Raw genomic sequence first — 24,788 nt, 5'->3', positions numbered from 1 at the left:
CACGCCCATGTCCGCAGCAGCGCCGCCCCCGCCCGCCGTCGTCACCGGTGCCGGTCCCGCCCGGACGCCGGAGGAGCACCGAGGGCGCCACGGGGAGGTCCTCACCGACGCCGCACTCGCCTTCCTGGGCGAGCTGCACCGGCGCTTCACCCCGCGCCGCGACGAACTGCTGGCCCGCCGGGCCGAGCGCCGCGCCGAGATCGCCCGTACCGGCACCCTGGACTTCCCTGCCTCCACCGCCCACGTCCGCGAGGGCGACTGGCGGGTGGCGCCGGCCCCGGAGGCTCTCCGGGACCGCCGGGTGGAGATCACCGGCCCGGTCGACCGCAGGATGACCGTCAACGCCCTCAACTCCGGCGCCCGCGTCTGGCTCGCCGACTTCGAGGACGCCTCCGCCCCCACCTGGGAGAACGTGGTCGGCGGCCAGATCAACCTGATGGACGCCCACCGCCGCCGCATCGACTTCACCGCGCCCGGGGGCAGGCGCTACGAGCTGCGGCCCGAGGAGGAGCTGGCCACCGTCGTGGTACGGCCGCGCGGCTGGCATCTGGACGAGCGCCATCTGCGGGTCGGCGACCGCGCCGTGCCCGGCGCGCTGGCCGACTTCGGCCTGTACTTCTTCCACAACGCCCGTCTGCTGCTGGAGACGGGCCGGGGCCCGTACTTCTACCTGCCCAAGCTGGAGTCGCACCTGGAGGCGCGGCTGTGGAACGACGTCTTCGTCTTCGCCCAGGACTACTGCGGCATCCCGCAGGGTTCCGTCCGCGCCACCGTGCTGATCGAGACGATCACCGCCGCGTTCGAGATGGAGGAGATCCTCTACGAACTGCGCGACCACGCCTCCGGCCTCAACGCGGGCCGCTGGGACTACCTGTTCTCCATCGTGAAGAACTTCCGGGACGCCGGTGAGCGGTTCGTGCTGCCCGACCGCAACGCGGTGACCATGACCGCGCCCTTCATGCGCGCCTACACCGAGCTGCTGGTGCGCACCTGCCACAAGCGCGGGGCCCACGCCATCGGAGGCATGTCCGCCTTCATCCCCGACCGCCGCGACCCGCGGGCCAACGAGCGGGCCTTCGAGCGGGTGAGGGCCGACAAGGACCGCGAGGCGGGGGACGGCTTCGACGGATCCTGGGTGGCTCACCCCGATCTGGTGCCCGTCGCGCGAGCGTCCTTCGACGCGGTGCTCGGCTCCCGGCCGCACCAGAAGGACCGGCTGCGCGAGGACGTGCGCGTCACCGCGGCCGACCTGCTGGCCGTCGACTCCCTGGAGGCCCGGCCCACCCGTGAGGGGCTGGTGGGCGCCGTCCGGGTCGGCATCCGCTACGTCGAGGCGTGGCTGCGGGGCCAGGGCGCCGTGGCGATCTTCGGGCTGATGGAGGACGCCGCGACCGCCGAGATCTCGCGCTCCCAGATCTGGCAGTGGGTCGACGCCGGCGTGGTGCTGGACACCGGGGAGCAGGTCACCCCCGAACTGGTGCGCTCGCTGGCCGCCGAGGACCTGGCGGACATCCGCGCCGGGCTGGACGAGGAGGCGTACGCGGCGGGCAGGTGGCGGCAGGCGCACGACCTGCTGCTGCGGGTGGCGCTGGACGGGGACTTCACGGAGTTTCTGACCCTGCCGGCGTACGAACTGCTGGACTGAGCAGCGGCGGGCGGCGGCGCACCGCACGCCGGACTGCCGGACTGCCGGACTGCCGGACTGCCGGACTGCCGGACTGCCGGAGGAATATGACCGGAATTCGATCCTCCGCTCCGCCGCGGGACGTCGCGACCGTGCGAACCCGTTCCCGGCGGGCGCCTTTGTCGGGGACGATGGGCCGGCGAGCCCCTTGTCCCCGCGGCCCTTCGGCCCGACCGTCCGCCTGGAGCCGAGATTGGCAGAGACCGTGCCGGTGCGGTGCCCCCAGTGCCGTCGTGAGCACCTCTACATCGTGCCCTCCTATCCGTGCCGCTGCGGCGCGCCCGTGGCGCCCGCGCTGCTGCGCGGCGGGATTCCCGTGCGGGTCCGGCACCGCGCGTGGGCCGACTCCTGGCTGACGCTGCGCTGCTCCGCCTGCGGGCGGTACGACGAATGGCCCCGGCCGGAGCTGGGCTGCCCGTGCGGCGCGCTGCTGCGGCCTCCCCTGGCCGAGCCCGCCGGCCGGCTCCCCGGTGCGCCCCTCCCCTCCGCCGTGGCCGGCGGCGGGGAGGCGCCGGGCGCGTCTTCTCCGGGGGCGGCCGGCGGGCGGCCCGAGTTCCAGCCGGTCGCCATCCGCACCGCCCGGGACGTGGTGACGGCCGCCGCGCTCTTCCTGGACTGGCTGGGCTTCGAGCGGGTGCGCCCCGTGGCCGGGGTCCATCCGGCCCCGGGTGTCGATCTGCGCGGGCCCGAGGTCCTGGCCAGGGTGGATCCCACCACCTCACCGACCGGGCCAGGCGCCGTCGAGACGCTGTGGCTGCACGGCCTCAACGAGTCGGCGGTGGCCGTCTGCTTCTCCCTGGCGGGCTACACCCGTCAGGCGCTCGGCCGCGCGGACGCTCTCGGTCTGCCGCTCTTCACGCTGGATCTGGCGGGCACCCCGCAGCCGGTCAACGAGGCGGCGCACGCTCTGCTGGGCACCGGCGGCCCGCGCCGGCCTCCGCCGGAGCCAAATTAATCAAGTTTGACTACCGGGGCGACGGACGTTACCCTCCCTACAGCTAGTCAAAATTGACGAATGGAGAGCCTTGCTCCAGAACACCGAGACCGCCGCGGCCCTGACCGGCTACACCCCGACCGAGGAGGACCTGCGGAGCCTGGAGGAGTGGTTCGCCTCCTACGACGAACTCGCCTCCTGCCCCACCCCGGAGAACATCGAGCGTATGGCCGACATGGCCGTCTTCCCGCTCAATCTGGTGACCGACGGCTCCGACGGCGACGGCCGGACGGCCCAGTGGGACCGGCGGCGCTACACCGGGACGATGAACGCGGTGATGGGCGGCGCGGGGGACGGGGAGGTCCGCTTCGAGTCGGCGCGCACCCCGTTCTTCCTCTCCTCCTGCCTCGTCGTGGTGTTCACCGACTCGGTGATGACGGCGGGGGGCGAGGAGCATCGCATGCGCTACGCCGACATCCTGGTGCGCCGGGGCGGCGTCTGGCGCTTCCAGACGATGGTCCAGAGCGGCTGGGCCGAGATGTTGGAGGGCCCGCGGGACTGACCGGGCCCGACGGGCACCCCACCGGTGCCGGGCCGGACGGTCGTCCGGCCCGGCACCGGCCTGCTCCCCTACGCCCCTCCCGTGCCGCCCACCGCGAAGTGGACGAGGAACACCGCCGTCAGCAGCCACATCAGCAACCCCGGTTCGCGCCAGCGCCCCACCGCCGTGCGCACGACCGTGTAGGCGATGACGCCGGCGCCGATGCCCGTGGTGATGGAATAGGTGAAGGGCATCAGGACGACGGTGAGGAAGACGGGGATCGCAGTGGTGCGGTCGGTCCAGTCCACGTACCGGGAGTTCTGCATCATCATCGCGCCGATGACGACCAGCGCGGCGGAGGCCACCTGGCCCGGCACGATCAGTGCCAGCGGGGTGAACAGCAGCGCCGCCGCGAACAGCAGCCCGGTGACGACGGCGGACAGCCCCGTACGCGCGCCCTCGCCCACGCCCGTGGCCGACTCGATGAAGACCGTCTGGCCCGACGCGCTCGCCACACCCCCGACCACCCCGCCCGCGCCGTCCACCAGCAGCGCCCGGCCCAGCCCCGGCATCCGCTCCCGCTCGTCGGTCAGGCCCGCCTCGTGGCCGACGGCGATGATGGTGGCCATCGCGTCGAAGAAGCCGGCCAGCACCAGAGTGAAGACGATCATGGTGAAGCCGGTGACTCCCAGTCCCGCCAGACCGCCGATCTCCACGTTCCCCAGCAGGCCGAAGTCGGGGGCGGAGACCAGTCGTTCGGGAAGTTCGGGCACGGCGCCGCCCCACTCCCGGCCGCCGATGCCGAAGGCGGCGGTGGCGGCCATCGAGAAGGCGGTGCCGGCGGCGATGCCGATCAGGAGGGCACCCGGCACCCCTCGGGCCAGCAGCATGAAGATCAGCAGCAGGGTGACGCAGAAGGCCAGCACCGGCCAGCCGGTCAGCCGGCCGCCCTGGCCGAGGGTGACCGGGGAGCCCTGTTCGCCCAGGCCGACGAAGCCCGCGTTGACCAGGCCGACCATCGCGATGAACAGACCGATGCCGATGGTGATGGCGTGTTTGAGCGCCGTCGGGATGGCGCTCATGATCCGCTCGCGCATCCCGGTGACCACCAGCAGGATGATCACCGAGCCGTAGATCACGCACATCCCCATCGCCTGCGGCCAGCTCACCTCGGGGGCGACCTGGGTGGCCAGCACGCCCGAGACCCCCAGTCCGGCCGCCAGCGCCAGCGGAGCGCGGCCGATCACGCCCATGGCGATGGTGGTGACGGCCGCGGCCAGCGCGGTGGCGGTGATCACCTCGGCGGTCTCCAGCCGGTTCCCGTAGCGGTCGGGGACGGACAGCAGCACGGGGTTGAGCAGCAGGATGTACGCCATCGCCATGAAGGTGGTGACGCCGCCGCGCACCTCGCGCGCGACCGTGGACCCGCGGCGGGAGATGTGGAACCAGCGGTCCACGCGCGATCCCCCGGAGGGCGGGGGGCCGACCACCCGGGGGTCCTCGGGAGGCTCGGCCCTCCCGCGGCGTCCGGCCCTCCCGGGGCGTCCGGCTTCCCCGCCGCGTCCGGGCTTCCCGGGTCGCTCGGGTCCGCCGGGGTCCTTCGGGCTCATCGGCCGCCCGGGCGGCCGGAGCCGGCGGCGGGTACCGCCTCCCGGTCGGCCGGCTCCCGGTCGGCGTGGCACGGGAAGTCCATGTCGTCGGTCCTTCTCGGTCGGTCGCGGGGTCTCCCCGCCGCCGGGACGCGGCGGGGTCCGGTGCCGGGCGGGCGTGCGGGGATCGGGCGGCTACACCCGTGTTACACCGCACGCCCTGGGCGGACCGGCTCGCCGACCGGCCGGTGCGGTCACCGTCGGCGCGAAGCACCCGTACGGCCCACGAGCAGGTCTTGTAGATTCGAACGAAGGCCCGCGGGAGCCGGGGCGCGGCACACGCGCCCCGCGCACCGGCGGTACGGCACCAGCGGTACGGAAAGATCGGCGGACGACGACGATGCGGTTGCGCGCACTCCTGGACAGCCCCTGGCTGGGGCTGCGGCTCCTGAGCGGCGAGGAGGGGCTCGACCGGCCGGTGCGGGGCGTGATGACCACCGACCTGCGCGACCCTAGCCGCTATCTGTCGGGCGGTGAGCTGGTCCTGACGGGGCTGGCCTGGCGGCGCGGCCCCGAGGACTCCGAGCCGTTCGTCCGCATCCTGGCCGCCGCGGGCGTGGCCGCGCTGGCGGCGGGCGAGGCGGAGCTGGGCCCGGTGCCCGCGGATCTGGTCGCGGCCTGCGCACGGCACCGGATGCCGCTGTTCTCGGTGGACGAGCAGGTCGCCTTCGCCACCGTCACCGAGCACGTGGTGCGGCAGGTCTCCGGCGAGCGGGCCGGCGACCTGGCCGCCGTGGTGGAGCGGCACCGGCGGCTGATGTCCCCGGACCCGGCGGGCGGCGGCCCGGACGCGGTGCTGGACCTGCTGGGCTCCGACCTGGACCTGCGGGCGTGGGTGCTCTCCCCCGCCGGCCGCCCGGTCGCCGGGTCCGGTACGGACCGGCTGCCGGCCGCCGTCCGCACCCGTCTGGCGGGCGAGCACCTGGCGGCGCTGCGGGCGGGGCGCCCCGGCCCGCACCGCGCGGTGGCCGGCGAGACGGTGTACTCGCTGTTCCCGGTGGGCGGCCCGCCGGTCGGCACGGAGGGGGCCGACCCCCGCGACGCGGTGCTGTCGGCGCTGTCGGGCTGGCTGCTGGCCGTGGAGGCCGACGCGGACGAGTGGCCGGCCGAGCGGCTGGACCTGCTGCACGGCGTCACCCGGCTGATCGCGGCCGAGCGCGAACGGCGGGACGCCGCACGCTCGGTGGGCCGCCGCCTGGCCGGGGAGGTGCTGGAGCTGCTGCGTTCCGGCGCTCCGTCGGCCGAGGTCGCCGCCCGGCTGCGGGTGACGGCGTCCGCACTGCTGCCCGGGTCCGGGGCCGCCTCGCTGTGGCAGGTGGTCGTCGCCCGGCTGGACTGGGAGGACGGCCCCGGCCTGTCCGGGGAGGAGCGGACCCGGGCCGCCGGAGCCCTGCTGGAGGAGGCCCTGGCCGGTCCGGCCGGCGGCCGGGAGGTGGCGGACCGGGTCGCGGTGGTGCCGGCCGGCGGGGAGGCCGTCGCGCTCGTCCCACTCGCGGCGGCTCCCGGGCAGGCGGCCGGCGGCGAGGAGAGCGATAGGGGGACCGGCGGCGAGGAGGCAGGGCCGTCCGCCGGCCCCGAGGGCGCGTTCGCGGCCACCGCCCTGCTCGACGCGTTGCGGGCCCCGCTGGAGCGCGGCCTGGACGGCCTCGGCGGACCGGACGGGCGGCTGACCCTGGGCGTCAGCGCCGCCGTCCACTCCGCCGAGGGCCTGCGCGGGGCCCTGGAGGAGGCCCGCCACGCCCGCCGCGTGGCCGCCGCCCGGCCGGGGCGGGTCTGCGCGGCAGGTCACGAGGAGCTGGCCTCCCACGTCCTGCTGCTGCCCTTCGTGCCCGACGACGTGCGCCGCGCCTTCACCGCCCGGCTGCTGGACCCGCTGTACGAGTACGACCGGCGCCACCGCGCCGAGCTGGTGCCCACCCTGGAGGCGTTCCTGGCCTCCGAGGGCTCCTGGACGCGCTGTGCCGCCCGTCTCCATCTGCACGTCAACACCCTGCGCTACCGGGTGGGCCGCATCGAGCGGCTCACCGGCCGCGACCTGTCCCGGCTGGAGGACCGGGTGGACTTCCTGCTGGCCCTGCGCATGCGCTGAGCTGCCACCGGACCGGACCGGTCTGGACCGACCCGTCCCGTCCTACGCTGGAAGGGTGTACACGCGCAGGCGGCGCCGCTATTTCGCGCTGATGGGTCTGTGCCTGGCCCTCTTCGTCGGCGCGTGGGCCTTCGTGCGCCTGTGGTCGGTGCCCCTGGCGATCGCGATGTGCGTGGTGGCCATGGTCATCCCGCCGGTCGCGGCGGTCGTCGCCAACCGGCGCGAGCCGGACGACCGCTGGTGGGACGAGTGACTCGGGCGGCCGACAACGCATGCCGTCCGGGGTGTGTCAAGAGCTGACCAAGATTGTGAAACCGTTCACACTTACCCCTTGGCGGGGCCCGGGTGTTCGTGCTGGGATTCGCTCACATCCGGCTCGACGGCGCGCTTGGTTGGGGAGGGCACTGTGGCGGAGACCGCCATGTCACGTTCGGTACGGCGGGAGGGTGCGGGATCGGGTGCGGGGTCGGGGCCGGGTACGGAGGCGGAGGACGGTCCGCTCGACCACGCGGTGTGGCGGCTGAGGTCGCGCGGCTGCTGGGACGACGCGGCGGCGCTGCTGGAGCCGGGGGTGGCGCGGGAGGACGCCGGGGCGGCGCTGCGGCGGGCGGGGCTGCTGGTGGAGCGCTGCATGTTCACCGCCGACGGCTGGGAGCGCGCCGAGGAGGCGCTGCGGGTGGCCGAGGCCCTGGCGGCGACCGACGAGGAACGCGGCGCGGCCGCCTGCGAGCGCGGCCATCTGGCCTACGCCGCGACGGTGTTGGCCGTACGCGACCGGGCCGACGAGGCCCGTGCAGCGCTGGGGCGGGCCGCCGCGCTGCTGCCGCCCGACTCCTCCCGGCGGGCGATGCTGGACTTCCGGCGCGGCCTGATGACCGAGCACTTCGGGGACAGCCCCCAGGCGGCGCGGGCCGCGTACCGCCGGGCGCACGCCGCCGCCATCGCACAGGGGGACGCGCTCCTGTGCTCCTTCACCTGGCGGCATCTGGCCGGACTGGCCCTGCGCGGCGGTGAGCTCACCGAGGCGCGGCACGGCTTCGCCGAGTCGCTGCGGCTGCGCGAGGAGCTGGGTTACCTGGTGGGCATGGCGCCGGCCCTGGTGGCTCTGGCGGACGTCCAGCCGGAGCCGGAGGCGGAGCGGCTCCGGGCCGAGGCGCGGCGGCTGTTCCGCCTGCTGGGCGGGGTGCCGAGCTGGCTGGCCGGCCGGCTGGCGGAGGAGGGGGAGGACGGGGAACGGCCCCCAGCACCGGCACCGGCACCGGCACCGGCGGGGGATCCCGCCGAGTGACGCGCGCCACTCGTACGACCGGGCCTTGCACCGACACCGATCATGTGAGCTAAGGTAAGCCTTACCTGTTATAGCCGTCGATTCGGTGGTACCCGCATGGCCATGTGCACTCTCGCCCCCGCCCCCGAGGCACCCGCCGCGTCGCCGCTGGCCGCGGCCTACGACCGCCTGGCCGAGGTCTTCCCCGGCCTGCGGGTCACCGAGGTGCGCGAGGCCGGCGAGCTGCCGCGCGGCGGCGGCTGGGTGCGGGCGGCGGAGCTGGCCGAGGGCGGGGCCGTTCTGGACGCCTTCCTGGCCTGGGACGACGAGCAGGTGCGGCGCGACTACGGCGAGCGGGCCCGGCCCGATGTGGTCGCCGGCTTCGGTCTGCACCGTTACGCCTGGTCGGTCTGCCTGCTGGTGACGCTCCCCTGGTTCCTGCACCGCCGGGTGCCGCGCGTCCCGGTGGGCTCGGTAGCCTACGACCGCGCCTCGGGCCGGATGGCGGTGTGTGCCGAGGAGTTCTCCTGCCTGCCCGGTGATCCGGCCGCCGCCCTGCCCGGCGCCCGTGTCGTCCACGGCGAGGAGGCGCTGCGGGCGGCCGTGCGGGAGTCGGTGGCCGAGCACCTCGGCCCCCTCCTGGAGGCGTTCGGGCCGCGCATGCGCCGCGGACCGCGCGCGCTGTGGGGCATGGCGACGGACGAGATCACCGAGGGCCTGTGGTACATCGGCCACCTGCTGGGCGAGGAGCGGCGCGCGATGGCCGAGGCGGAGTCGCTGCTGCCGGGCTCGGTCGCCCCGTTCCCCCGGGGCGCCGCCTTCCGGGAGCTGTCCGGGCCGGACGGCGAGAGGTACCCCACCCGGGACCGGGCGAGCTGCTGCATGTTCTACACGCTGCGCCCGCAGGACACCTGCGTCACCTGCCCGCGCACCTGCGACGCCGACCGGGTGGAGCGGCTGAGCGCCGCGCGCGCCTGATCCACCGTCCGCCCCGCGTCGGGGAGCACCCGGGGCGGGACCGGCCGAGCGGGGGCGGACGGGGCGGGGCGGACGGGCGGGGTGAACTTCCCTCGGGATTCGAGCATCCGGCCGGTAACCGGCAGCGATTCCGGCTCGCTACACTCCTGTTCGCACGTTCTGGCCACCCTCGGCGGTTCTTTGGGCCCAAACGCCCTGCCACACAATCTTTTTTCCGCCAGGATGCTGCGGGTCAACGAAGCCAACGCGAGCACGGCGGGGCCGTCTTGACGGCATGCCGCCAGGCAAGGGACACCCCCGGATGAGACTGACGGACATATCGATGAACTGGGTGCTGGCGGGTGCCGTACTGCTCGTCGGCGCCCTGGTCGCGGTCGTGCTGATGGGCCGCGGAAGCGGACGCCACAGGACCGATGACGACCAGGCGGCGGACTCCTGGGAGCGCATGGAGGAGCGCCGCCGCCGCAAGGAGACGGTCTACGCCATCGCCTCCTACGTCCTGCTGTTCTGCTGCGCGGGCGTCGCCGCCGCGCTCTCCTTCCACGGCCTGGTGGGATTCGGCCGGGAGAACCTGGGCCTGTCGGGAGGCTGGGAGTTCCTGGTCCCCTTCGGCCTGGACGGCGCGGCGATGTTCTCCGCCGTCATCGCCGTGCGCGAGGCCAGCCACGGTGACGCCTCCCTCGGCTCGCGGCTGCTGGTGTGGCTCTTCGCGGGCGCCGCGGCTTGGTTCAACTGGGTGCACGCCCCGCGCGGCGACGAGCACGCGGGCGCCCCGCAGTTCTTCGCGGGCATGTCGATCGCGGCGGCCATCCTCTTCGACCGGGCGCTCAAGCAGACCCGGCGCGCGGCCCTGCGCGAGCAGGGCCTGGTGCCGCGCCCGCTGCCGCAGATCCGGGTGGTGCGCTGGCTGCGCGCCCCGCGCGAGACCTACGCCGCCTGGTCGCTGATGCTGCTGGAGGGCGTGCGGACGCTGGACGAGGCGGTCGACGAGGTCCGCGAGGACCGCCGCCGCAAGGAGGAGGAGCGCGCCCGCAAGCGCGAGCAGCGGAAGCTGGAGCGGGCCCGGCTGCGGGCGATCAGCCGGCTGGGCCGCGGCGCCGACGCGCAGCAGGTGGAGCTGGAGGTCAGCGCGGGCTCCCCGCAGCCCGCGCGGCCGCGCGCCGCACTGGGTGCCGCCTCGGAGGACGCCGGCGGCGCGCTGGGGGCGGACGGGCTGCGCAAGGTGGACCCGCCCCGCCCGGCGGACGCGTTCGGCTCCGAGGAGAGCCTGACCAGTCCCCGGCTGGACTCGCTGGAGGCCAAACTCGCCGCCATCGAGAAGCAGTTCGGCTGACCTTCCGGTTCTCTCCCGCGGCCGCCGCGGCCGGTTCCCACCGGCCGCGGCGGCCGTACCGTTTCACCGGCGCTCCCCGGCGGCGCGCGGCGAGGCGGCTCGCAGCGCCCTCACCATGCCCTCACAGCACCCCTTCGAGGGTGAGCAGCAGCTTCTTGCGCTCCAGTCCGCCCGCGTATCCCGTCAGCGATCCGCTCGCGCCGACGACGCGGTGGCAGGGGCGCACCACCATCAGCGGGTTGGCGCCCACCGCTCCCCCCACGGCCCGCACCGAGTTCGGCTCCAGGCCCGCCATGGCTGCGAGTTCGCCGTAGGTGACGGTGGCTCCGTAGGGGATGCGCTCCAGGGCGGCCCACACCCGCCGGCGGAACTCCGATCCCCCGGGGGCCGGGTCCAGGTCGAACTCCTCGAGCTCCCCGGCGAAGTAGGCGTCGAACTGCCGCACCACGCCGGCGAAGGCCGCGTCGTCGCGCCGCCAGCCGGGCAGCACCCGGGCGCCGCCCTTCTGGCCGGGCACGCTGACCGAGGCCACCACGCCGGGCTCGGGGCCGGCGATCAGCAGTTCGCCCAGCGGGCTGGGGCAGGTGGTGTAGATGGTGGTCATCGCTTCTCCGCGGTCTCGTTCTCGTTCCCGGTTCCGGCCGGGGGCGGGGTGAGGGTGGCGTTCCACAGGTGGTGCAGGGCGTAGGAGCGCCAGGGGCGCCAGCGTTCGGCGTCCGGCGCGCGGGCCCCGATCCGCTCCAGCCCGTGCCGCACCCCCGCGTCACCGGTCAGGAAGACGTCGGGGTCGCCCAGTGCGCGCATCCGGACGTAGCCGGCCGTCCACGGGCCGATGCCGGGCAGGGCCAGCAGGGCCCGCTCGGCCTCGTCCCGGTCGGCTCCGGGGTCGAGGACGAGGGCGCCGTCGGCGAGGGCGGCGGCGACCGCGCGCACCGCCCGGCGGCGGGCGCCGGGCATGCGCAACTCCTCCAGAGGCGCCCCGGCGAGGGTTCCGGGGTCGGGGAAGAGATGGGTGAGGCCGCCGTCGGGGGCGGGCAGCGGCTTGCCGTACGCCGCCACGAGCGCGCCCGTCAGCGTACGTGCCGCGCCCACGGTGACCTGCTGGCCGAGTACGGCGCGCACCGCCGCCTCGTGCGGGTCGGACGCACCCGGCGAGCGCAGCCCCGGCAGCCGGCGGACCGGGGGTCCGAGCAGCGGGTCGCGTCCCAGCCGGTCGGCGACGGCGTACGGGTCGGCGTCCAGGTCGAACAGCCGCCGCATCCGCTGCACGGCGGTGGTCAGGTCCCGCAGGTCGGTCAGGTGCAGCCGGCACGGCAGCCAGCCGCTCCCCGGACCGCCGCCCGCCCCGCCCGCCCTCTCGCGGACCTCGGCGACGCCGTGGCCGTGGGGCAGGGCGAGGGTGCGCCGGTAGGTACGGGCGCCGGCCTCCCCGGTGACCTCCTCGACGCCGGGGACGGCCCGCCGCTGGAGGAAGCCGAAGATCTCGGCGGCCGCGTACGGGCCCCGGTGGGCCAGCCGCAGCGCCACTCCCCCGCCCTCGGCCGCCTCCCTGGCCCGGGCCGCCTCCCTGGCGCGGCCGCGGGCGCGCAGTTCGCGCGGGGTGCAGGCGTGGGCCTCGCGGATGGTGTCGTTGAACTGCCGCACGCTGGCGAAGCCGGAGGCGAAGGCGATCTCGGTGACCGGCAGCGCTGTGGTCTGGAGCAGCACCCTGGCGGTGTGCGTCCGCTGGGCGCGGGCCAGGGCCACGGGGCCGGCGCCGAGGTCGGCGGTGAGCCGGCGGTGTATCTGGCGTGCGCTGTAACCCAGCCGCCGGGCGAGCCCCTCGACGCCCTCGCGGTCCACGACCCCGTCGGCGATCATCCGCATCGCGCGGCCGGTGAGGTCGGCCCGCGTGTTCCACTCGGCCGACCCCGGCACGGCGTCGGGCCGGCAGCGGCGGCACGCCCGCAGGCCCGCCCGCTGGGCGGCGGCGGCCGAGGGGAAGAACCGCACGTTGCCCCGCTTGGGGGTGACCGCCGGGCAGCTGGGGCGGCAGTAGATGCCGGTGGTCAGCACACCGGTGAAGAAGACTCCGTCGAACCGCTCGTCGCGGCTGCGGACCGCCTCGTACCTGGCCTCGTCGTCCATCACGCGATCCAGTGTGCGCCGCGCGACCGCCCGCCACTGGCGGAAATCGGACGCGGTGGTGAAGCCTGCCACCGACCTTCCGGGGCGCAGCCTCACGTCTCAGTGCGCGCGGCGGCCGGGCACGCGGCCGCCCGCGCCGTCAGTGCTCCGGGAGCCGCTGGAGCAGGCCCCAGGTGAACTCCGCGATCACCTCGTGCCGCTTTCCCGCCCGGTCCGGGGCGGTGAAGGCCAGCCGCCACCGGGTGGGCGCCGAACCCTCCATCGGCCGGGCGGGCGCGAAGGCGCGGGCGACCTCGTCCACCGTGCACGTCCACGGCAGCAGGTCCTCCACCGTGCGCGGTTCCGGGCCGGGGGCTCCCGGGGCGCGCACCAGCCACTCGTTCCACACCGCGCCGCCCGGCGCGGCCAGCACCTCCAGACGCAGGTCCGGCCACAGCGGCAGCGGCCAGCGCAGCGCCCGGCAGTCCAGGTCGCCCACCCGGCGCGGCTCGTCCGTCTCCGGTTCGCCGAGCACCGAGCGGTACCGGGCCGCCGCGCCCCGGGAGCGCGGCGAGCGGACGGCGGCCTGCCATCGGCGGTTGGCCTCGCGCATCTCGGCCCGGTCGGCGTCCAGTGCGCGCAGTGCGTCGAGCACCAGGTCCGGCTGGAAGTCGGCCATCCGGCGCAGCAGGACGAACTGGAACTGCCGGGGGCCGAAGGGCTGGGCGGGGGCGTCGCTGCGGTCGGGCACGGGGCGACGTTAGCAACCGGCTTCCGCCGCCCCGTGCCCGCCGTGCCCACCTCGTGCGGGTCAGCGCGGGCCGCGTTTGCGCTCCGCCATGTGGCGGCCCAGCGCCTGCTTCCGCTTCCAGTCGCGCCGCAGTTCCGCCCGCAGCCGGGCGTCGGTGCGGGCCGCGAGGTACTGGTTCTCGCGCAGCAGCTTGCGGTGGCTGTCCAGCCGGCGCGGCGGCAGGGTGCCGTCTTCGACGGCGGCCAGGACGGCGCAGCCCGGCTCGGTGGTGTGCGCGCAGTCGTGGAAGCGGCAGGCGCGTGCCAGTTCCGCGATGTCCGCGAAGGCCCGGCCGACGCCCTCCTCGGCGTCCCACAACCCGACGCCGCGCAGCCCCGGGGTGTCGATGACGACCCCGCCGCCGGGCAGTGCGAACAGTTCGCGGGTGGTCGTGGTGTGCCGGCCCTTGCCGTCGCTCGCGCGGGTCTCGCGCACTTCCAGCACCTCCTGCCCGACCAGCGCGTTGACCAGGGTGGACTTGCCCGCGCCGGACTGCCCGAGCACCACGGCGGTGCCGCCGGCGAGCGCGGCGGCGAGCACGTCCAGGCCCCGGCCGGTGGCGGCGCTGACGGTCAGGACCGTCACACCGGGCGCCGCGGCCTCGGCGTCGGCGGCGGCATGGGCGGCGTCCGGGGCCAGGTCGGCCTTGGTGAGGGCCACCAGCGGCCGGGCCCCGCTCTCCCAGGCCAGGGCCAGGAAGCGCTCCAGCCTGCCCGGGTCGAGCGGGACGGCCAGTGAGACGGCGACGACCGCGTGGTCGACGTTGGCGGCCAGCACCTGCCCCTGGGATCGCTTGGAGGAGGTGGAGCGCACGAAGGCGGTACGGCGGGGCAGCAGGGCCCGGGCCGTCCACGGCGCCCGGTGCCCGCCGGGTTCGAGGGCGGCCCAGTCGCCCGTGCAGACGGTGAGCATCGGGTCGGGGGAGGTGACGGGCGCGGTGTCGGCCCGTACGGGGCCGTCGGCGGTGATCGCGTCGCACCGCCCGCGGTCCACGCGGACCACGCGGGCGGGGGTGAGGCCCCGGCCGCCGTACGGGGCGAAGACCTCGGCGGTGTGCTCGTCCCAGCCGTAGGCGGCGAGCGGGTGTGCGGAGTGTTCGGGGTGTGCGGGTACGTCGAGAGGACTCAACGCGGATGCCCTTCCGGGATGGGCGGCCCCAGGGTGGCGGCCCGGAGGACGGGCCGGACGTGGTCAGCCGGAGGCCGCGGAGGTGGAACGGACGGACTCGTTGCCGCGGGTCGCGCCCGCGGCGGCGGTGTCGGCAGCCATGGGGCCCACCTCCCGTTCCCGGATCGTCGACGGCTTCCCCGGGCCATGTCGATCGAGGTCGACCAGGCCCCTCCAAGGGCCTCCCGGACCCTCGCGTCGCCGACCCTAGGGCGGCGGACGGCCCGCGTGCCACTGGTTTTCCCGCTCACCTTCACCCGTCCGGGGGAACCTCACGGATCACGCGGGCAGAGGTGCTCCCCAGGAAGACAGAACCTTCCGTTTGGTGGAAAATTAGAGCATAAGGGTGAAAGTCTCATAGGAGGTGGCTCAGATGGCCACACCCACGTCACGCATCGAGGAACACCCTGATCTGATCGGGATGCGTGCGCGCTACGCGGAGGCCTCGGCGTCGCCGACGGCCCAGGGTATGGAGGCGCTGACCGTGCTGGGCGGCGTCTTCCTGCTGGCGTCTCCATGGATCGTGGGGTTCAGCCAGTTCAACTCGCTGACCGTCAACAACTTCGTCACCGGCATCGCCCTCGCGGTGATCGGGCTGGCGCTCGCGGTGGCGTTCGAGCGTGCCTACGGCCTGAGCATGGCCGTGTGCGCGATCGGCGCCTGGACGGTGATCTCCCCCTGGCTGGTGGCCGGCAACGTGGACACCGCCAGGACGATCCTCACCAATGTGATCACCGGAGGAATCGTCTTCCTCCTCGGGCTGGCACTGCTGGCCCTCGGACGGAGGGGCGGCAAGAGCAGCCGCGCGCACAAGAGGGGGTGACCCGACCCGGCGACCACCGGCACACGGCGGGCCGGGAGCCTTTGCGGCCTCCCCGGCCCGCCGTCGGCGGCCGGCCGCCGGCCGTCAGTGGTCTCGGCGGCGGGAGCGCAGCCGGGAGCGTATGTCGGACGGCGGCAGGAACTTCGTCCAGCGCTCGGGGAACTCCGCGGGCGGCTCGGGCGCCTCTCCGGCCTCCCCCTCGTCCCCGCCGCCCTCGGCCCCCCGCATCGCGCGCCGCGCCGCCGCGGCGGCGACGACCTCGGCGGCGGCCTGCTCGCGGGCCCGCTCGCTGGCGCGGCGGGCGGCGGCGGTGGTGACCGAGGGCCACACATGGTCGATGGCGGCGTTGACGGCCGCGCCCACCAGGACCGCGAAGGCCGAGACGCCGATCCACAGCAGTACGGCCACGGGCGCGGCCAGCGAGCCGTACAACGACGGCCCGTCCACCGTGCGCGTGAGGTACAGGCGCAGCAGGAAGCTGCCGGCGATCCACATCAGCAGGGCGACCAGCGCCCCGGGGACGTCCTCCACCCAGGGGGAGCGCACCGGCACCGAGACGTGGTACAGCGTGGTGAGGAAGGCGATGGAGACGACCACCACCACGGGCCAGTAGAAGGCCTCGACCAGCGGCTCCACCTGCGGCACCCAGCCGACCACCGCGTCCGGCCCGACGATCAGCAGCGGCAGGGCGACCGCTCCCAGCGGCAGCGCGACCAGGTACAGCCCGAAGGCCAGCAGCCGGGTGGCGACGATGCCGCGGTGGCCGTCGAGGCCGTACATGACGGTGATGGTGTCTATGAAGACGTTCATCGTGCGCGAGCCGGACCACAGTGCCAGCGCGAAGCCGAAGGAGATCACGTCGGGCCGCCCGCCCTCGATCACGTCGTCGATCAGCGGTTCGGCGATCTGGCTGACGCCACGGTCGGACAGGACGGCGGCGGAGGCGTCCAGGATGTTGGCGCGGACGCTGTCGATGGTGTCGGTGCCGATCCAGGAGTCGAGGTAGCCGAGCAGCCCGATCAGGCCCAGCAGCAGCGGCGGCAGCGACAGCAGGGTGAAGAAGGCCGCCTCGGCGGCCAGCCCCAGGATCCGGTACTCCATCGCGGAGTTGACGGTGTCCTTCAGCAGCAGCCAGGCCAGCTTCCGCTTGGGGACGTTGCGGTACAGGGCGCGCGCCCTGCGCAGCGGGTTCGAGGAGCGCTTCGGGGGTGAGGGGGCCGGGTGCACGCCCATAACGTATCCGGCCCGGCGATCGCGGCTCACACCGTGGCCTGCCGGTTTCCCCGCGGGCGGCGCGGTTCGCACAGCGGTGCGGAAACCGGTGCGGACGCGCGGGCCGGTACGGGCGGGCCGACACTGGTATGTGCCCGCGCCGGGCTCACACCGCGTACAGGCCGTGCCCGGCGAAGATCTCCCGGGCGGCGGCCACCTGCTCCGGGGTGGGCACGGGGGTGCCGGCCAGGGGGAAGGTCCTCCCGACGGCCTCCCACTTGGCGGCGCCCAGCTTGTGGAAGGGCAGCACGTCGACGCGGGAGACGTTGCCCAGGGAGGCCGCGAAGGCCGCGACGCCCTCGATGTTGTCGGGCCCGTCGGTCAGGCCGGGGACCAGCACGAACCGCACCCACACCTCGTTGCCCAGCAGTGCCAGACGGCGGGCGAAGGCCACCGTGGGGGCGATCTCACCGCGGCCCCCGGTGACCTTCCGGTACAGCCCCGGCTCCCAGGACTTGATGTCCAGCAGCACCAGATCGGTGTCGGCCAGCAGGGCGTCGGAGGCTCGGGCGCCGAGGAAGCCGGAGGTGTCCAGGGCGGTGTGCAGGCCCAGCTCGTGCTTGAGGCGGTGCAGCAGTTCTCCGGTGAAGACCGGCTGGAGCAGCGGCTCGCCGCCACTGAGGGTGGCGCCGCCGCCCGCGGCCCGGATGAAGGCGGTGTACTTCGCAGCCTCGGCGACGAGCTCGTCGGCGGTGGTGCGGCGGCCGTCGCGCAGCCGCCAGGTGTCGGGGTTGTGGCAGTACAGGCAGGCCAGCGGGCAGCCGGCGAGGAAGGCGGTGAAGCGGGTGCCGGGGCCGTCCACACCGGTGGACAGGTCCCAGGAGTGCACCGATCCGGTGACCGGGCGGCGGGTGACCGCCCCGGCGGGGGTGGCGGCCCCCGCCGGCGCGGTCGCCCGGTGTATCAGGCGTTCCATCACAGCGCTCCGTGGAAGGTGCGGGCGATGACGTCGAGCTGCTGCTCACGGGTGAGCTTGACGAAGTTCACCGCGTAGCCGCTGACGCGGATGGTGAGCTGCGGGTACTTCTCCGGGTGCTCCATGGCGTCCACCAGTGTCCGGTGGTCCAGGACGTTGACGTTCATGTGGAAGCCCCCGGCGGCGGTGTAGCCGTCCAGTACCCCGGCGAGGTTCCCGGCGCGCTCGGCCGGGGTGCGGCCCAGGGCGTCGGGGGTGATGGTGTTGGTCAGCGAGATGCCGTCCTCGGCGTCGTCGTAGTCCAGCTTGGCCACCGACAGGGCCGAGGCGATGTAGCCGTGGCGGTCGCGGCCGTTCATCGGGTTGGCCCCGGGGGCGAAGGGGGTGCCGGCGCGGCGGCCGTCGGGAGTGTTGCCGGTCTTCTTGCCGTAGACGACGTTGGAGGTGATGGTGAGCACCGACTGGGTGTGGACGGCGCCCCGGTAGGTGGGGTGGCGGCGCACCTTCTCCATGAAGCCGTGCACCAGCCCGCGGGCGATCTCGTCGGCCCGGTCGTCGTTGTTGCCGTACGCCGGGTAGTCGCCCTCGACCTCGTAGTCGACGGCCAGCCCGGTGGCGTCGCGGACCACCCTCACCCGTGCGTACTTGATCGCCGAGAGCGAGTCGGCGGCGACCGACAGCCCGGCGATGCCGCAGGCCATGGTCCGCAGCACCTCGCGGTCGTGCAGGGCCATCTCCAGCCGCTCGTAGGCGTACCTGTCGTGCATGTAGTGGATGACGTTCAGGGCGTGGACGTAGGTCCTGGCCAGCCACTCCAGCATCGCGTCGTAGCGCTCGGCGACGGTGGCGTAGTCCAGGTACTCGCCCTCGACCGGGCGGAACCCGCGCACCACCTGCTCGCCGGTGATCTCGTCGCGGCCGCCGTTGATGGCGTAGAGCAGGGCCTTGGCGACGTTGACGCGCGCCCCGAAGAACTGCATCTGCTTGCCCATGGCCATCGCGGAGACGCAGCAGGCGATGGCGGTGTCGTCGCCGTACTTGGGGCGCATCAGCTCGTCGGACTCGAACTGCAGGGCGCTGGTGTCCACCGCCGTCCTCGCCGCGAACTCCTTGAAGCCCTCGGGCAGCGCCCGCGACCAGAAGACCGTCAGGTTGGGCTCCGGCGCGGGGCCGAGGTTGTACAGGGTCTGCAGGGCGCGGAAGGCGGTGCGGGTGACCAGCGGGCGGCCGTCCTCGCCGATCCCGGCCAGCGACCAGGTCACCCAGGTGGGGTCGCCGGAGTAGAGCTCGTTGTACTCGGGGGTGCGCAGGAAGCGGACGATGCGGAGCTTGATCACGAAGTCGTCGATCAGCTCCTGGGCGGCGCTCTCGGTCAGCAGCCCTCGCTCGATGTCGCGCTGGAGGTAGACGTCGAGGAAGGCGTCGATGCGGCCGATGGACATGGCCGCGCCGTTCTGCTCCTTCACGGCCGCCAGGTAGGCGAAGTACAGCCACTGGACGGCCTCGCGCCCGGTGGCGGCCGGGCGGGAGACGTCGTGGCCGTAGGAGGCGGCCATCTCCTTCAGCTCGCGCAGCGCCCGGATCTGCTCGGCGTTCTCCTCGCGGTCGCGGATGACGTCCTCGGTGGGCCACCGGCTGTCCAGCAGCGCCCGGTCGGCCTGCTTGTCGGCGATCAGCCGGTCCACGCCGTACAGGGCGACGCGGCGGTAGTCGCCGATGATGCGGCCGCGGCCGTAGGCGTCGGGCAGGCCGGTGATGATGCCGGCCGAGCGGCAGGCGCGGATCTCGGGGGTGTAGGCGTCGAAGACGCCGTCGTTGTGGGTCTTGCGGTAGGCGGTGAAGATCTTCTTCACCTCGGGGTCGGGCTCGTGGCCGTAGGCCTTCAGGGCCGCCTCGACCATCCGCCAGCCGCCGATGGGCATGATCGCCCGCTTGAGGGGGGCGTCGGTCTGCAGGCCGACGATCAGGTCCAGGTCGGCGTCGATGTGGCCGGGGCCGAAGGCGGTGATGGTGGAGGGGGTGGCGGTGTCCACGTCGTACACGCCGCGCTCGCGCTCGGCGGGGAACATCGCCAGCAGCTTGTTCCACACGGCGGTGGTGCGGTGGGTGGGGCCGGCGAGGAAGGAGCCGTCGCCCTCGTAGGGGGTGTAGTTGTGCTGGACGAAGTCGCGGACGTCGATCGCGTCCCGCCACAGGCCGCCCTTGAAGCCCTGCCAGGCGCCGGGGCCGGTGCCGGCTCCGGCGCGGTCCGGCGAGTGGGGGGTCTGCGGCTGCGGGATGGTGGTCATGGCTGGTCTCCCTTGGGGTTCTGCCGTGCTGGGCGGTCGGGCGGCCGCGCTCACGCCCTGGCGGCGTGGCCGTAGTAGGCCTGGCGCATCAGCGCCTGCATCTCGTCGAGCATCGGCATCCGGGGGTTGGCGGGGGCGCACTGGTCGGCGTAGGCGTTGCGGGCCTGCTCGGGCAGGGCGGCCAGGAACTCCTCCTCGTCCACGCCCGCCTCCTTGAAGGAGGCCGGGACGCCGCAGCGGGCGCGCAGTTCCTCCACGGCGCGGGCGTAGGACTCCACGCCCTCCTCGGGGGTGGCGGCCGGCAGGCCGAGCATCCTGGCGATCTCCTGGAAGCGCTCGTGGGCCCGGTAGGTCTCGTACTTGGGCCAGCCGGTCAGCTTGGTGGGGATGCGGCCGTTGTGGCGGATGACGTGCGGCAGCAGCAGCGCGTTCGTCCGGCCGTGGGTGATGTGGAAGGTGTTGCCGAGGGTGTGGGACATGGCGTGCACCAGGCCGAGGAAGGCGTTGGCGAAGGCCATGCCGGCGATGGTGGAGGCGTTGTGCATCCGCTCGCGGGCCCTGGGGTCGGCGGGGCCGTGGGTGACGCAGCGCTCCAGGTTCTCGAAGATCAGCCGGATGGCCTGCAGGCACAGCCCGTCGGTGTAGTCGTTGGCGTATACCGACACGTACGCCTCGGTGGCGTGGGTGAGGGCGTCGAAGCCGGAGTCGGCGGTGACGGCGGGCGGCAGGGTGGCGGTCAGGACCGGGTCGACGATGGCGACGTCGGGGGTGAGGGCGTAGTCGGCCAGCGGGTACTTGCGGGCGGCGGCCGGGTCGGAGATGACGGCGAAGGGGGTGACCTCGGCGCCGGTGCCGGAGGTGGTCGGCACCGCGATCAGCTTGGCCCGCTCCCCCAGCGGCGGGAAGGTGAAGGCGCGCTTGCGGATGTCGGAGAACTTCTCCTTGGTGTCGGCGAAGGCGATCTCGGGGTGCTCGTACATCAGCCACATGACCTTGGCGGCGTCGATGGGCGAGCCGCCGCCGAGGGCGACGATGGTGTCGGGCTCGAACTCGCGCATCCTCGCGGCGCCGCGCTCGACGGTGGCCAGCTCCGGGTTGGGCTCGACGTCGTCGATGATCTGGAGGTTCACCGGCTCGGTGCGGGAGCGCAGGATGTCCTTGACGCGGGCGAGGTAGCCCAGGCGGTCCATGTTCTGATCGGTGACGACGGTGACGCGCCGCATGCCGCGCATGTCGCCGAGGTAGCGCAGGGAGTGGCGCTCGAAGTAGATCTTCGGCGGGACCTTGAACCACTGCATGTTGGTGTTGCGCCGCCCGATGCGCTTGATGTTGAGCAGGTCCACGGCGGTGACGTTGCCGGAGACGGAGTTGTGGCCGTAGGAGCCGCAGCCCAGGGTCATCGAGGGCAGGAAGGAGTTGTAGACGTCGCCGATGCCGCCGAGGCTGGAGGGCGCGTTGGCGATGATGCGCACGGCCTTGACGCGGCGTCCGAACTCCTCGGTCAGCACCTCGTCGTCGGCGTGGATCACCGCGCTGTGGCCCAGGCCGTCGAACTCGACCATCTGCGCGGCCAGTTCGATGCCCTGCTCGGTGCTCTGGGCGCGCAGCAGGGCCAGCACCGGGGAGAGCTTCTCGCGGCTGAGCGGCTCGGCGGGGCCGACACCCGCGATCTCGGCGAGGATGACGGAGGTGTCCTCGGGGACGGTGAACCCGGCCTGCTCGGCGATCCAGTGCGGCGGCCGGCCGACGGCGTCGGCGTTGAGCTTCGCCCCGGCGCAGTTGGCGCTCCGGGCGGTGGTGCCGAACAGGAACTTCTCCAGCTTCTCCTTCTCCTCGGCGGTGGCCAGGTGCGCGTGGAGCCTGCGGAACTCCGCGACCGCCCGCTCGTAGATCTCGGCGTCCAGGACGGCGGCCTGCTCGGACGCGCAGATCATGCCGTTGTCGAAGGCCTTGGACAGCACGATGTCGTGTACGGCGCGGGGGACGTCGGCGGTGCGGTGTACGTAGGCGGGGACGTTGCCCGCGCCGACTCCGAGGGCCGGCTTGCCGCACGAGTAGGCGGCCCGGACCATGGCGTTGCCGCCGGTGGCCAGGATGGTGGAGACGTCCGCGTGGTTCATCAGCAGGCGGGTGGCCTCCATCGACGGCTCCTCGATCCACTGCACGCAGTGCTCGGGGGCGCCCGCGGCCACGGCCGCCTCCCGCACTATCCGGGCCGCCTCGGCGCTGCACCGCTGGGCCGAGGGGTGGAAGGCGAAGACGATCGGGTTGCGGGTCTTGAGCGCGATCAGCGCCTTGAAGATCGTGGTGGAGGTGGGGTTGGTCACCGGTGTCATGGCGCACACCACGCCGACGGGCTCGGCGATCTCGGTGATCCCGTTCAGCTCGTCGCGGCGGACGACGCCGACCGTCCTCAGCCCCTGCATCGAGTGGGTGACGTGCTCGCAGGCGAAGAGGTTCTTCATCGCCTTGTCCTCGAACACTCCCCGGCCGGTCTCGGCGACGGCCTGCTCGGCCAGCTCGCAGTGGTTCGCCAGGGCCGCAAGGGAGGCCTTCCGCACGATGTGGTCGACCTGCTCCTGGGTGAAGGAGGCGTACTCGTCAAGGGACTTGACGGCGTGTGCGACCAGGGTGTCGACGGCGTGCCGGACGGTCTCGGCGTGCTCGCCGCTCCCGGTGCGCCCGGCGTCCGCCGGCGCGGCGGGACGGGCTGCGGGACGGGCTGCGGGACGTGCGGTGGCTTCTGCCATGGGGATCACCTCTGGGTGGGGGCCTCGGTGACTCCATTGCACGCCGCCCGGGGCACCCGGCGCAGTCGCCGAAGGGGCCCCGCCCCGCGGCCGAAGGTCCCGCACCGGCGGGGGGCGCGGGCCGAAGGTCCCGTACCGGCCGGTAGGGCGCTCACCTGCGCGCATGACGTCCCATCTGGTGTGCCCTGGGCGGGTCGGCGCCACGTACCGCGCAGGTGGCGGCGGCTACGGCGGCGCCGGTGGCCAGGGCCTGTTCCAGGACGTTCGCGGTCAGCCCGTCCAGGCGTCCGCCGAGGGCCCCGGCGGTGTGGAGGGAGTGCAGCAGGCCGCCCATGAAGGCGTCGCCCGCGCCGACGGTGTCCACCACGGCGGCGGGCTCGGCCGGCACCCTCAGCCGTACGCGCTCCGCGCCGCCCGCGCCCTCCAGCGAGGCGTACGCGCCCTCCGCTCCGAGCGTGACGACGACCAGGGCCGCGCCGTGGCCGTGGAGGACGGCGGCGGCCTCCTCCACGGCGGCGCCGGGCAGGAGGTGGCCGAGGTCGTCGTCGGACAGCCGCAGGATGTCGGCCGCGGCGCACCAGCGCGGCAGCCGTTCGCGGTAGAAGGCCGGTTCCACCAGCAGGGGCCGGACGTTGGGGTCGACGGAGACGGTGGCCCGCCCGCGCACCCTCTCCAGCAGCCGTTCCACCGCCTCCCCGCCCGGTGGCCGCACCAGTGCCAGCGATCCGGTGTGCAGGCAGGCCGCGGGGCCGGACGCGGCCCGCTCCAGTTCGCCGTCCGTCCACTGCCAGTCGGCGGTGCCCTCGGCGTGGAAGGAGTACTCGGCGCGGCCGGCGGCGTCGACGTCGGCGACGGCCAGGGTGCTGGGTTCGGCCGCCTCGACCGCGGCGGCCAGGTCCACACCGGAGGCGGCCAGGTGTTCGCGGAAGAGGCGGCCGAAGACGTCCCGCGACAGTCTGCCCAGGAATCGGGTGGGGGTGCCGAGCCGGGCGAGGGCCACGGCGGTGTTGGCCGGGCCGCCGCCGGGCAGGACCTCCAGCCCGATCGAGGGGGCGGAGGGCCGTTCGCGGCCTCGGGGTGCCGGGACGGTGAAGGCGTCGGCGACGCACTCGCCGAGCACGGCGACGGGCGGGGCGGCGGGGCCGGGGGCGCGTCCGGGGCGTCCTCCGGTCGCGGGTACGGGTGTGGGCATGGGGGGCATTCTGGTACGCGCCGCCGTCCGGGAGCCGGCCCGCGGGGCCGCTTCCCGGACGCCTGCGGCGGCGTGCTTCACTCCCGGCATGAGTACCACCGTCGCCGTCACCACCTGGTCGCTGGAGCAGACCTCCCCTTCCGACCTCTCCCCCGCCCACACTCCGGACAGCGGGTCCGGCATCCGGATCGCCCGGGCGGAGGTGCCCAGCCCGGAGTTCAGCCGCTTCCTCTACACCGCCGTCGGCGGGGACGTCACCTGGACGGACCGGCTGGGGTGGACGTACGCGCGGTGGCGGGAGTTCCTGGAGCGGCCCGGCGTGGAGACGTGGGTGGCGTACGACCGCGGGACCCCGGCCGGGTACATCGAGCTGGAGGCGCAGCCCGGGGGGACGGTGGAGATCACCTACTTCGGCCTGATCGCCGCCTTCCGCGGCCGGCGCATCGGCGGGCACCTGCTGTCGTACGGGACCGCGCGCGCCTGGGACCTGGCGGAGCGCTGGCCGGGACGGGAGCCCACCCGGCGGGTGTGGGTGCACACCTGCAGCAAGGACGGCCCCCACGCGCTGGCGAACTACCGGCGGCGGGGCTTCCGCCTCTTCGACACCAGGACGGAGGACGAACCGGACGTTTCCGCCCCGGGCCCCTGGCCGGGAGCGGGTCTCTGACCCCCACCCGGAGCGCCGCGTCCCCGTGACCGGCGTCACCTCGTCTCGCGGACCGGGACACCTTTGTCCGGACTGTGGATAGCGGTGGACTGCCGCGAGATGCTCATGCCACGCTTCTGCCATGTCTCGAGCTGGTATTGCCTTGGTGAGTCGGCGGCACGTCGACCTCGGCCGCATGTCCAGCGCCATCTGTCCGACGGGCTGACAGTCCCAGCACCGCCGCACATCCGCCGCCCCCGTCGTCGCGGGCAGGCGCCCCCGATTCCCGCTTCCCGTCCCGGTTCGCGCACTTCAGCGCGCCCGGGCGGATCCGGTCCGCTTCCCGCGCAGCCGAGTCCAGCA

Annotated in this window: 21 protein-coding genes; 11 read left to right on the top strand and 10 right to left on the bottom strand. The window is 74.3% G+C overall.

The window, feature by feature from the left end:
- The first annotated feature begins 7 nt into the window (after positions 1–7).
- From aceB to ACW69E_RS14400, 3 genes are all read left to right on the top strand, one after another.
- Positions 8–1,645 carry a malate synthase A gene (aceB, locus tag ACW69E_RS14410; protein ID WP_457498620.1) on the top strand — a complete coding sequence of 546 codons (1,638 nt, stop codon included), beginning with the start codon at positions 8–10 and terminating at the stop codon, positions 1,643–1,645.
- A 232-nt stretch (positions 1,646–1,877) separates the two neighbouring features.
- Entirely contained in the window at positions 1,878–2,639 is a 762-nt protein-coding gene (locus ACW69E_RS14405) for a hypothetical protein (protein WP_457498619.1), read from the top strand.
- A 70-nt stretch (positions 2,640–2,709) separates the two neighbouring features.
- Positions 2,710–3,180, top strand: coding sequence for a nuclear transport factor 2 family protein (locus tag ACW69E_RS14400; RefSeq protein WP_457498618.1), 471 nt, complete (start codon positions 2,710–2,712; stop codon positions 3,178–3,180).
- Positions 3,181–3,248: 68 nt separating this feature from the next.
- On the opposite strand, the gene ACW69E_RS14395 is transcribed toward ACW69E_RS14400, so the two are convergent.
- Entirely contained in the window at positions 3,249–4,649 is a 1,401-nt protein-coding gene (locus tag ACW69E_RS14395; protein WP_457498617.1) for an NCS2 family permease, read from the bottom strand.
- Positions 4,650–5,148: 499 nt separating this feature from the next.
- Between ACW69E_RS14395 and ACW69E_RS14390 the strand changes: the two genes are divergently transcribed.
- The 5 genes from ACW69E_RS14390 to ACW69E_RS14370 all read left to right on the top strand — a co-directional run bounded on the left by ACW69E_RS14390 (position 5,149) and on the right by ACW69E_RS14370 (position 10,475).
- The gene (locus ACW69E_RS14390; protein WP_457498616.1) at positions 5,149–6,897 is read left to right on the top strand and encodes a PucR family transcriptional regulator; all 1,749 of its coding nucleotides are present in this window, start codon (positions 5,149–5,151) and stop codon (positions 6,895–6,897) included.
- Between the two features lie 55 nt (positions 6,898–6,952).
- A complete protein-coding gene (locus ACW69E_RS14385) occupies positions 6,953–7,150 on the top strand; it encodes a DUF3099 domain-containing protein (RefSeq protein WP_457498615.1) in 198 nt (65 codons plus the stop codon).
- A 168-nt stretch (positions 7,151–7,318) separates the two neighbouring features.
- A complete protein-coding gene (locus tag ACW69E_RS14380; protein WP_457498614.1) occupies positions 7,319–8,185 on the top strand; it encodes a hypothetical protein in 867 nt (288 codons plus the stop codon).
- A 102-nt stretch (positions 8,186–8,287) separates the two neighbouring features.
- On the top strand, positions 8,288–9,142 hold the full coding sequence (locus ACW69E_RS14375; protein WP_457498613.1) for a (2Fe-2S)-binding protein: 855 nt from the start codon (positions 8,288–8,290) through the stop codon (positions 9,140–9,142).
- A 301-nt stretch (positions 9,143–9,443) separates the two neighbouring features.
- The gene (locus ACW69E_RS14370) at positions 9,444–10,475 is read left to right on the top strand and encodes a DUF2637 domain-containing protein (protein ID WP_457498612.1); all 1,032 of its coding nucleotides are present in this window, start codon (positions 9,444–9,446) and stop codon (positions 10,473–10,475) included.
- Between the two features lie 121 nt (positions 10,476–10,596).
- Here ACW69E_RS14370 and ACW69E_RS14365 read toward each other — a convergent pair whose 3' ends face one another.
- From ACW69E_RS14365 to rsgA, 4 genes are all read right to left on the bottom strand, one after another.
- Positions 10,597–11,079 carry a methylated-DNA--[protein]-cysteine S-methyltransferase gene (locus ACW69E_RS14365; RefSeq protein WP_457498611.1) on the bottom strand — a complete coding sequence of 161 codons (483 nt, stop codon included), beginning with the start codon at positions 11,077–11,079 and terminating at the stop codon, positions 10,597–10,599.
- Complete coding sequence (locus ACW69E_RS14360) at positions 11,076–12,602, bottom strand: AlkA N-terminal domain-containing protein (protein WP_457498634.1); 1,527 nt, start codon at positions 12,600–12,602, stop codon at positions 11,076–11,078. The genes ACW69E_RS14365 and ACW69E_RS14360 overlap by 4 nt, the downstream gene beginning before the upstream one ends.
- A 139-nt stretch (positions 12,603–12,741) precedes the next feature.
- Positions 12,742–13,260: a hypothetical protein gene (locus ACW69E_RS14355; protein WP_457498633.1), complete on the bottom strand. Its 519-nt coding sequence runs from the start codon at positions 13,258–13,260 to the stop codon at positions 12,742–12,744.
- 132 nt (positions 13,261–13,392) lie between these two features.
- Positions 13,393–14,499: a ribosome small subunit-dependent GTPase A gene (rsgA, locus tag ACW69E_RS14350; RefSeq protein WP_457498610.1), complete on the bottom strand. Its 1,107-nt coding sequence runs from the start codon at positions 14,497–14,499 to the stop codon at positions 13,393–13,395.
- A gap of 412 nt (positions 14,500–14,911) precedes the next feature.
- On the opposite strand from rsgA, the gene ACW69E_RS14345 reads away from it, so the two are divergent.
- Entirely contained in the window at positions 14,912–15,361 is a 450-nt protein-coding gene (locus tag ACW69E_RS14345) for an SPW repeat protein (protein ID WP_457498609.1), read from the top strand.
- Between the two features lie 84 nt (positions 15,362–15,445).
- On the opposite strand, the gene ACW69E_RS14340 is transcribed toward ACW69E_RS14345, so the two are convergent.
- The 5 genes from ACW69E_RS14340 to ACW69E_RS14320 form a co-directional block, all read right to left on the bottom strand.
- Entirely contained in the window at positions 15,446–16,588 is a 1,143-nt protein-coding gene (locus ACW69E_RS14340) for a YihY/virulence factor BrkB family protein (protein WP_457498608.1), read from the bottom strand.
- Between the two features lie 151 nt (positions 16,589–16,739).
- Positions 16,740–17,549 (bottom strand): pyruvate formate-lyase-activating protein, encoded by an 810-nt coding sequence (gene pflA, locus ACW69E_RS14335; protein WP_457498607.1) that lies wholly within the window; start codon positions 17,547–17,549, stop codon positions 16,740–16,742.
- Complete coding sequence (gene pflB / locus ACW69E_RS14330; RefSeq protein WP_457498606.1) at positions 17,549–19,837, bottom strand: formate C-acetyltransferase; 2,289 nt, start codon at positions 19,835–19,837, stop codon at positions 17,549–17,551. The genes pflA and pflB overlap by 1 nt, the downstream gene beginning before the upstream one ends.
- A gap of 50 nt (positions 19,838–19,887) precedes the next feature.
- Positions 19,888–22,587, bottom strand: coding sequence for a bifunctional acetaldehyde-CoA/alcohol dehydrogenase (gene adhE / locus ACW69E_RS14325; RefSeq protein WP_457498605.1), 2,700 nt, complete (start codon positions 22,585–22,587; stop codon positions 19,888–19,890).
- A gap of 151 nt (positions 22,588–22,738) precedes the next feature.
- Positions 22,739–23,779 carry a carbohydrate kinase family protein gene (locus ACW69E_RS14320; protein WP_457498604.1) on the bottom strand — a complete coding sequence of 347 codons (1,041 nt, stop codon included), beginning with the start codon at positions 23,777–23,779 and terminating at the stop codon, positions 22,739–22,741.
- 88 nt (positions 23,780–23,867) lie between these two features.
- Between ACW69E_RS14320 and ACW69E_RS14315 the strand changes: the two genes are divergently transcribed.
- Positions 23,868–24,446: a GNAT family N-acetyltransferase gene (locus ACW69E_RS14315; protein WP_457498603.1), complete on the top strand. Its 579-nt coding sequence runs from the start codon at positions 23,868–23,870 to the stop codon at positions 24,444–24,446.
- Between the two features lie 121 nt (positions 24,447–24,567).
- Positions 24,568–24,651, top strand: a complete 84-nt coding sequence (locus ACW69E_RS14310; RefSeq protein ID WP_369126574.1) for a putative leader peptide — start codon at positions 24,568–24,570, stop codon at positions 24,649–24,651.
- The last annotated feature ends 137 nt before the right edge of the window (positions 24,652–24,788 follow it).

It is taken from the genome of Streptomyces sp. SS8 (assembly GCF_054072955.1).
The sequence above is the reverse complement of the archived record's forward strand: the minus strand, read 5'-3'. Positions and strand labels throughout refer to the sequence as shown.

Bases quoted from the DNA above. Each gene is read 5' to 3' on its own strand.
- aceB (WP_457498620.1), top strand. From the start codon at position 8: ATGTCCGCAGCAGCGCCGCCCCCGCCCGCCGTCGTCACCGGTGCCGGT.
- ACW69E_RS14390 (WP_457498616.1), top strand. From the start codon at position 5,149: ATGCGGTTGCGCGCACTCCTGGACAGCCCCTGGCTGGGGCTGCGGCTC.
- ACW69E_RS14380 (WP_457498614.1), top strand. From the start codon at position 7,319: ATGTCACGTTCGGTACGGCGGGAGGGTGCGGGATCGGGTGCGGGGTCG.
- ACW69E_RS14375 (WP_457498613.1), top strand. From the start codon at position 8,288: ATGTGCACTCTCGCCCCCGCCCCCGAGGCACCCGCCGCGTCGCCGCTG.
- ACW69E_RS14370 (WP_457498612.1), top strand. From the start codon at position 9,444: ATGAGACTGACGGACATATCGATGAACTGGGTGCTGGCGGGTGCCGTA.
- ACW69E_RS14365 (WP_457498611.1), bottom strand. From the start codon at position 11,079: ATGACCACCATCTACACCACCTGCCCCAGCCCGCTGGGCGAACTGCTG.
- ACW69E_RS14360 (WP_457498634.1), bottom strand. From the start codon at position 12,602: ATGGACGACGAGGCCAGGTACGAGGCGGTCCGCAGCCGCGACGAGCGG.
- ACW69E_RS14355 (WP_457498633.1), bottom strand. From the start codon at position 13,260: ATGGCCGACTTCCAGCCGGACCTGGTGCTCGACGCACTGCGCGCACTG.
- ACW69E_RS14345 (WP_457498609.1), top strand. From the start codon at position 14,912: ATGGCCACACCCACGTCACGCATCGAGGAACACCCTGATCTGATCGGG.
- pflA (WP_457498607.1), bottom strand. From the start codon at position 17,549: ATGGAACGCCTGATACACCGGGCGACCGCGCCGGCGGGGGCCGCCACC.
- pflB (WP_457498606.1), bottom strand. From the start codon at position 19,837: ATGACCACCATCCCGCAGCCGCAGACCCCCCACTCGCCGGACCGCGCC.
- adhE (WP_457498605.1), bottom strand. From the start codon at position 22,587: ATGGCAGAAGCCACCGCACGTCCCGCAGCCCGTCCCGCAGCCCGTCCC.
- ACW69E_RS14320 (WP_457498604.1), bottom strand. From the start codon at position 23,779: ATGCCCACACCCGTACCCGCGACCGGAGGACGCCCCGGACGCGCCCCC.
- ACW69E_RS14315 (WP_457498603.1), top strand. From the start codon at position 23,868: ATGAGTACCACCGTCGCCGTCACCACCTGGTCGCTGGAGCAGACCTCC.
- ACW69E_RS14310 (WP_369126574.1), top strand. From the start codon at position 24,568: ATGTCTCGAGCTGGTATTGCCTTGGTGAGTCGGCGGCACGTCGACCTC.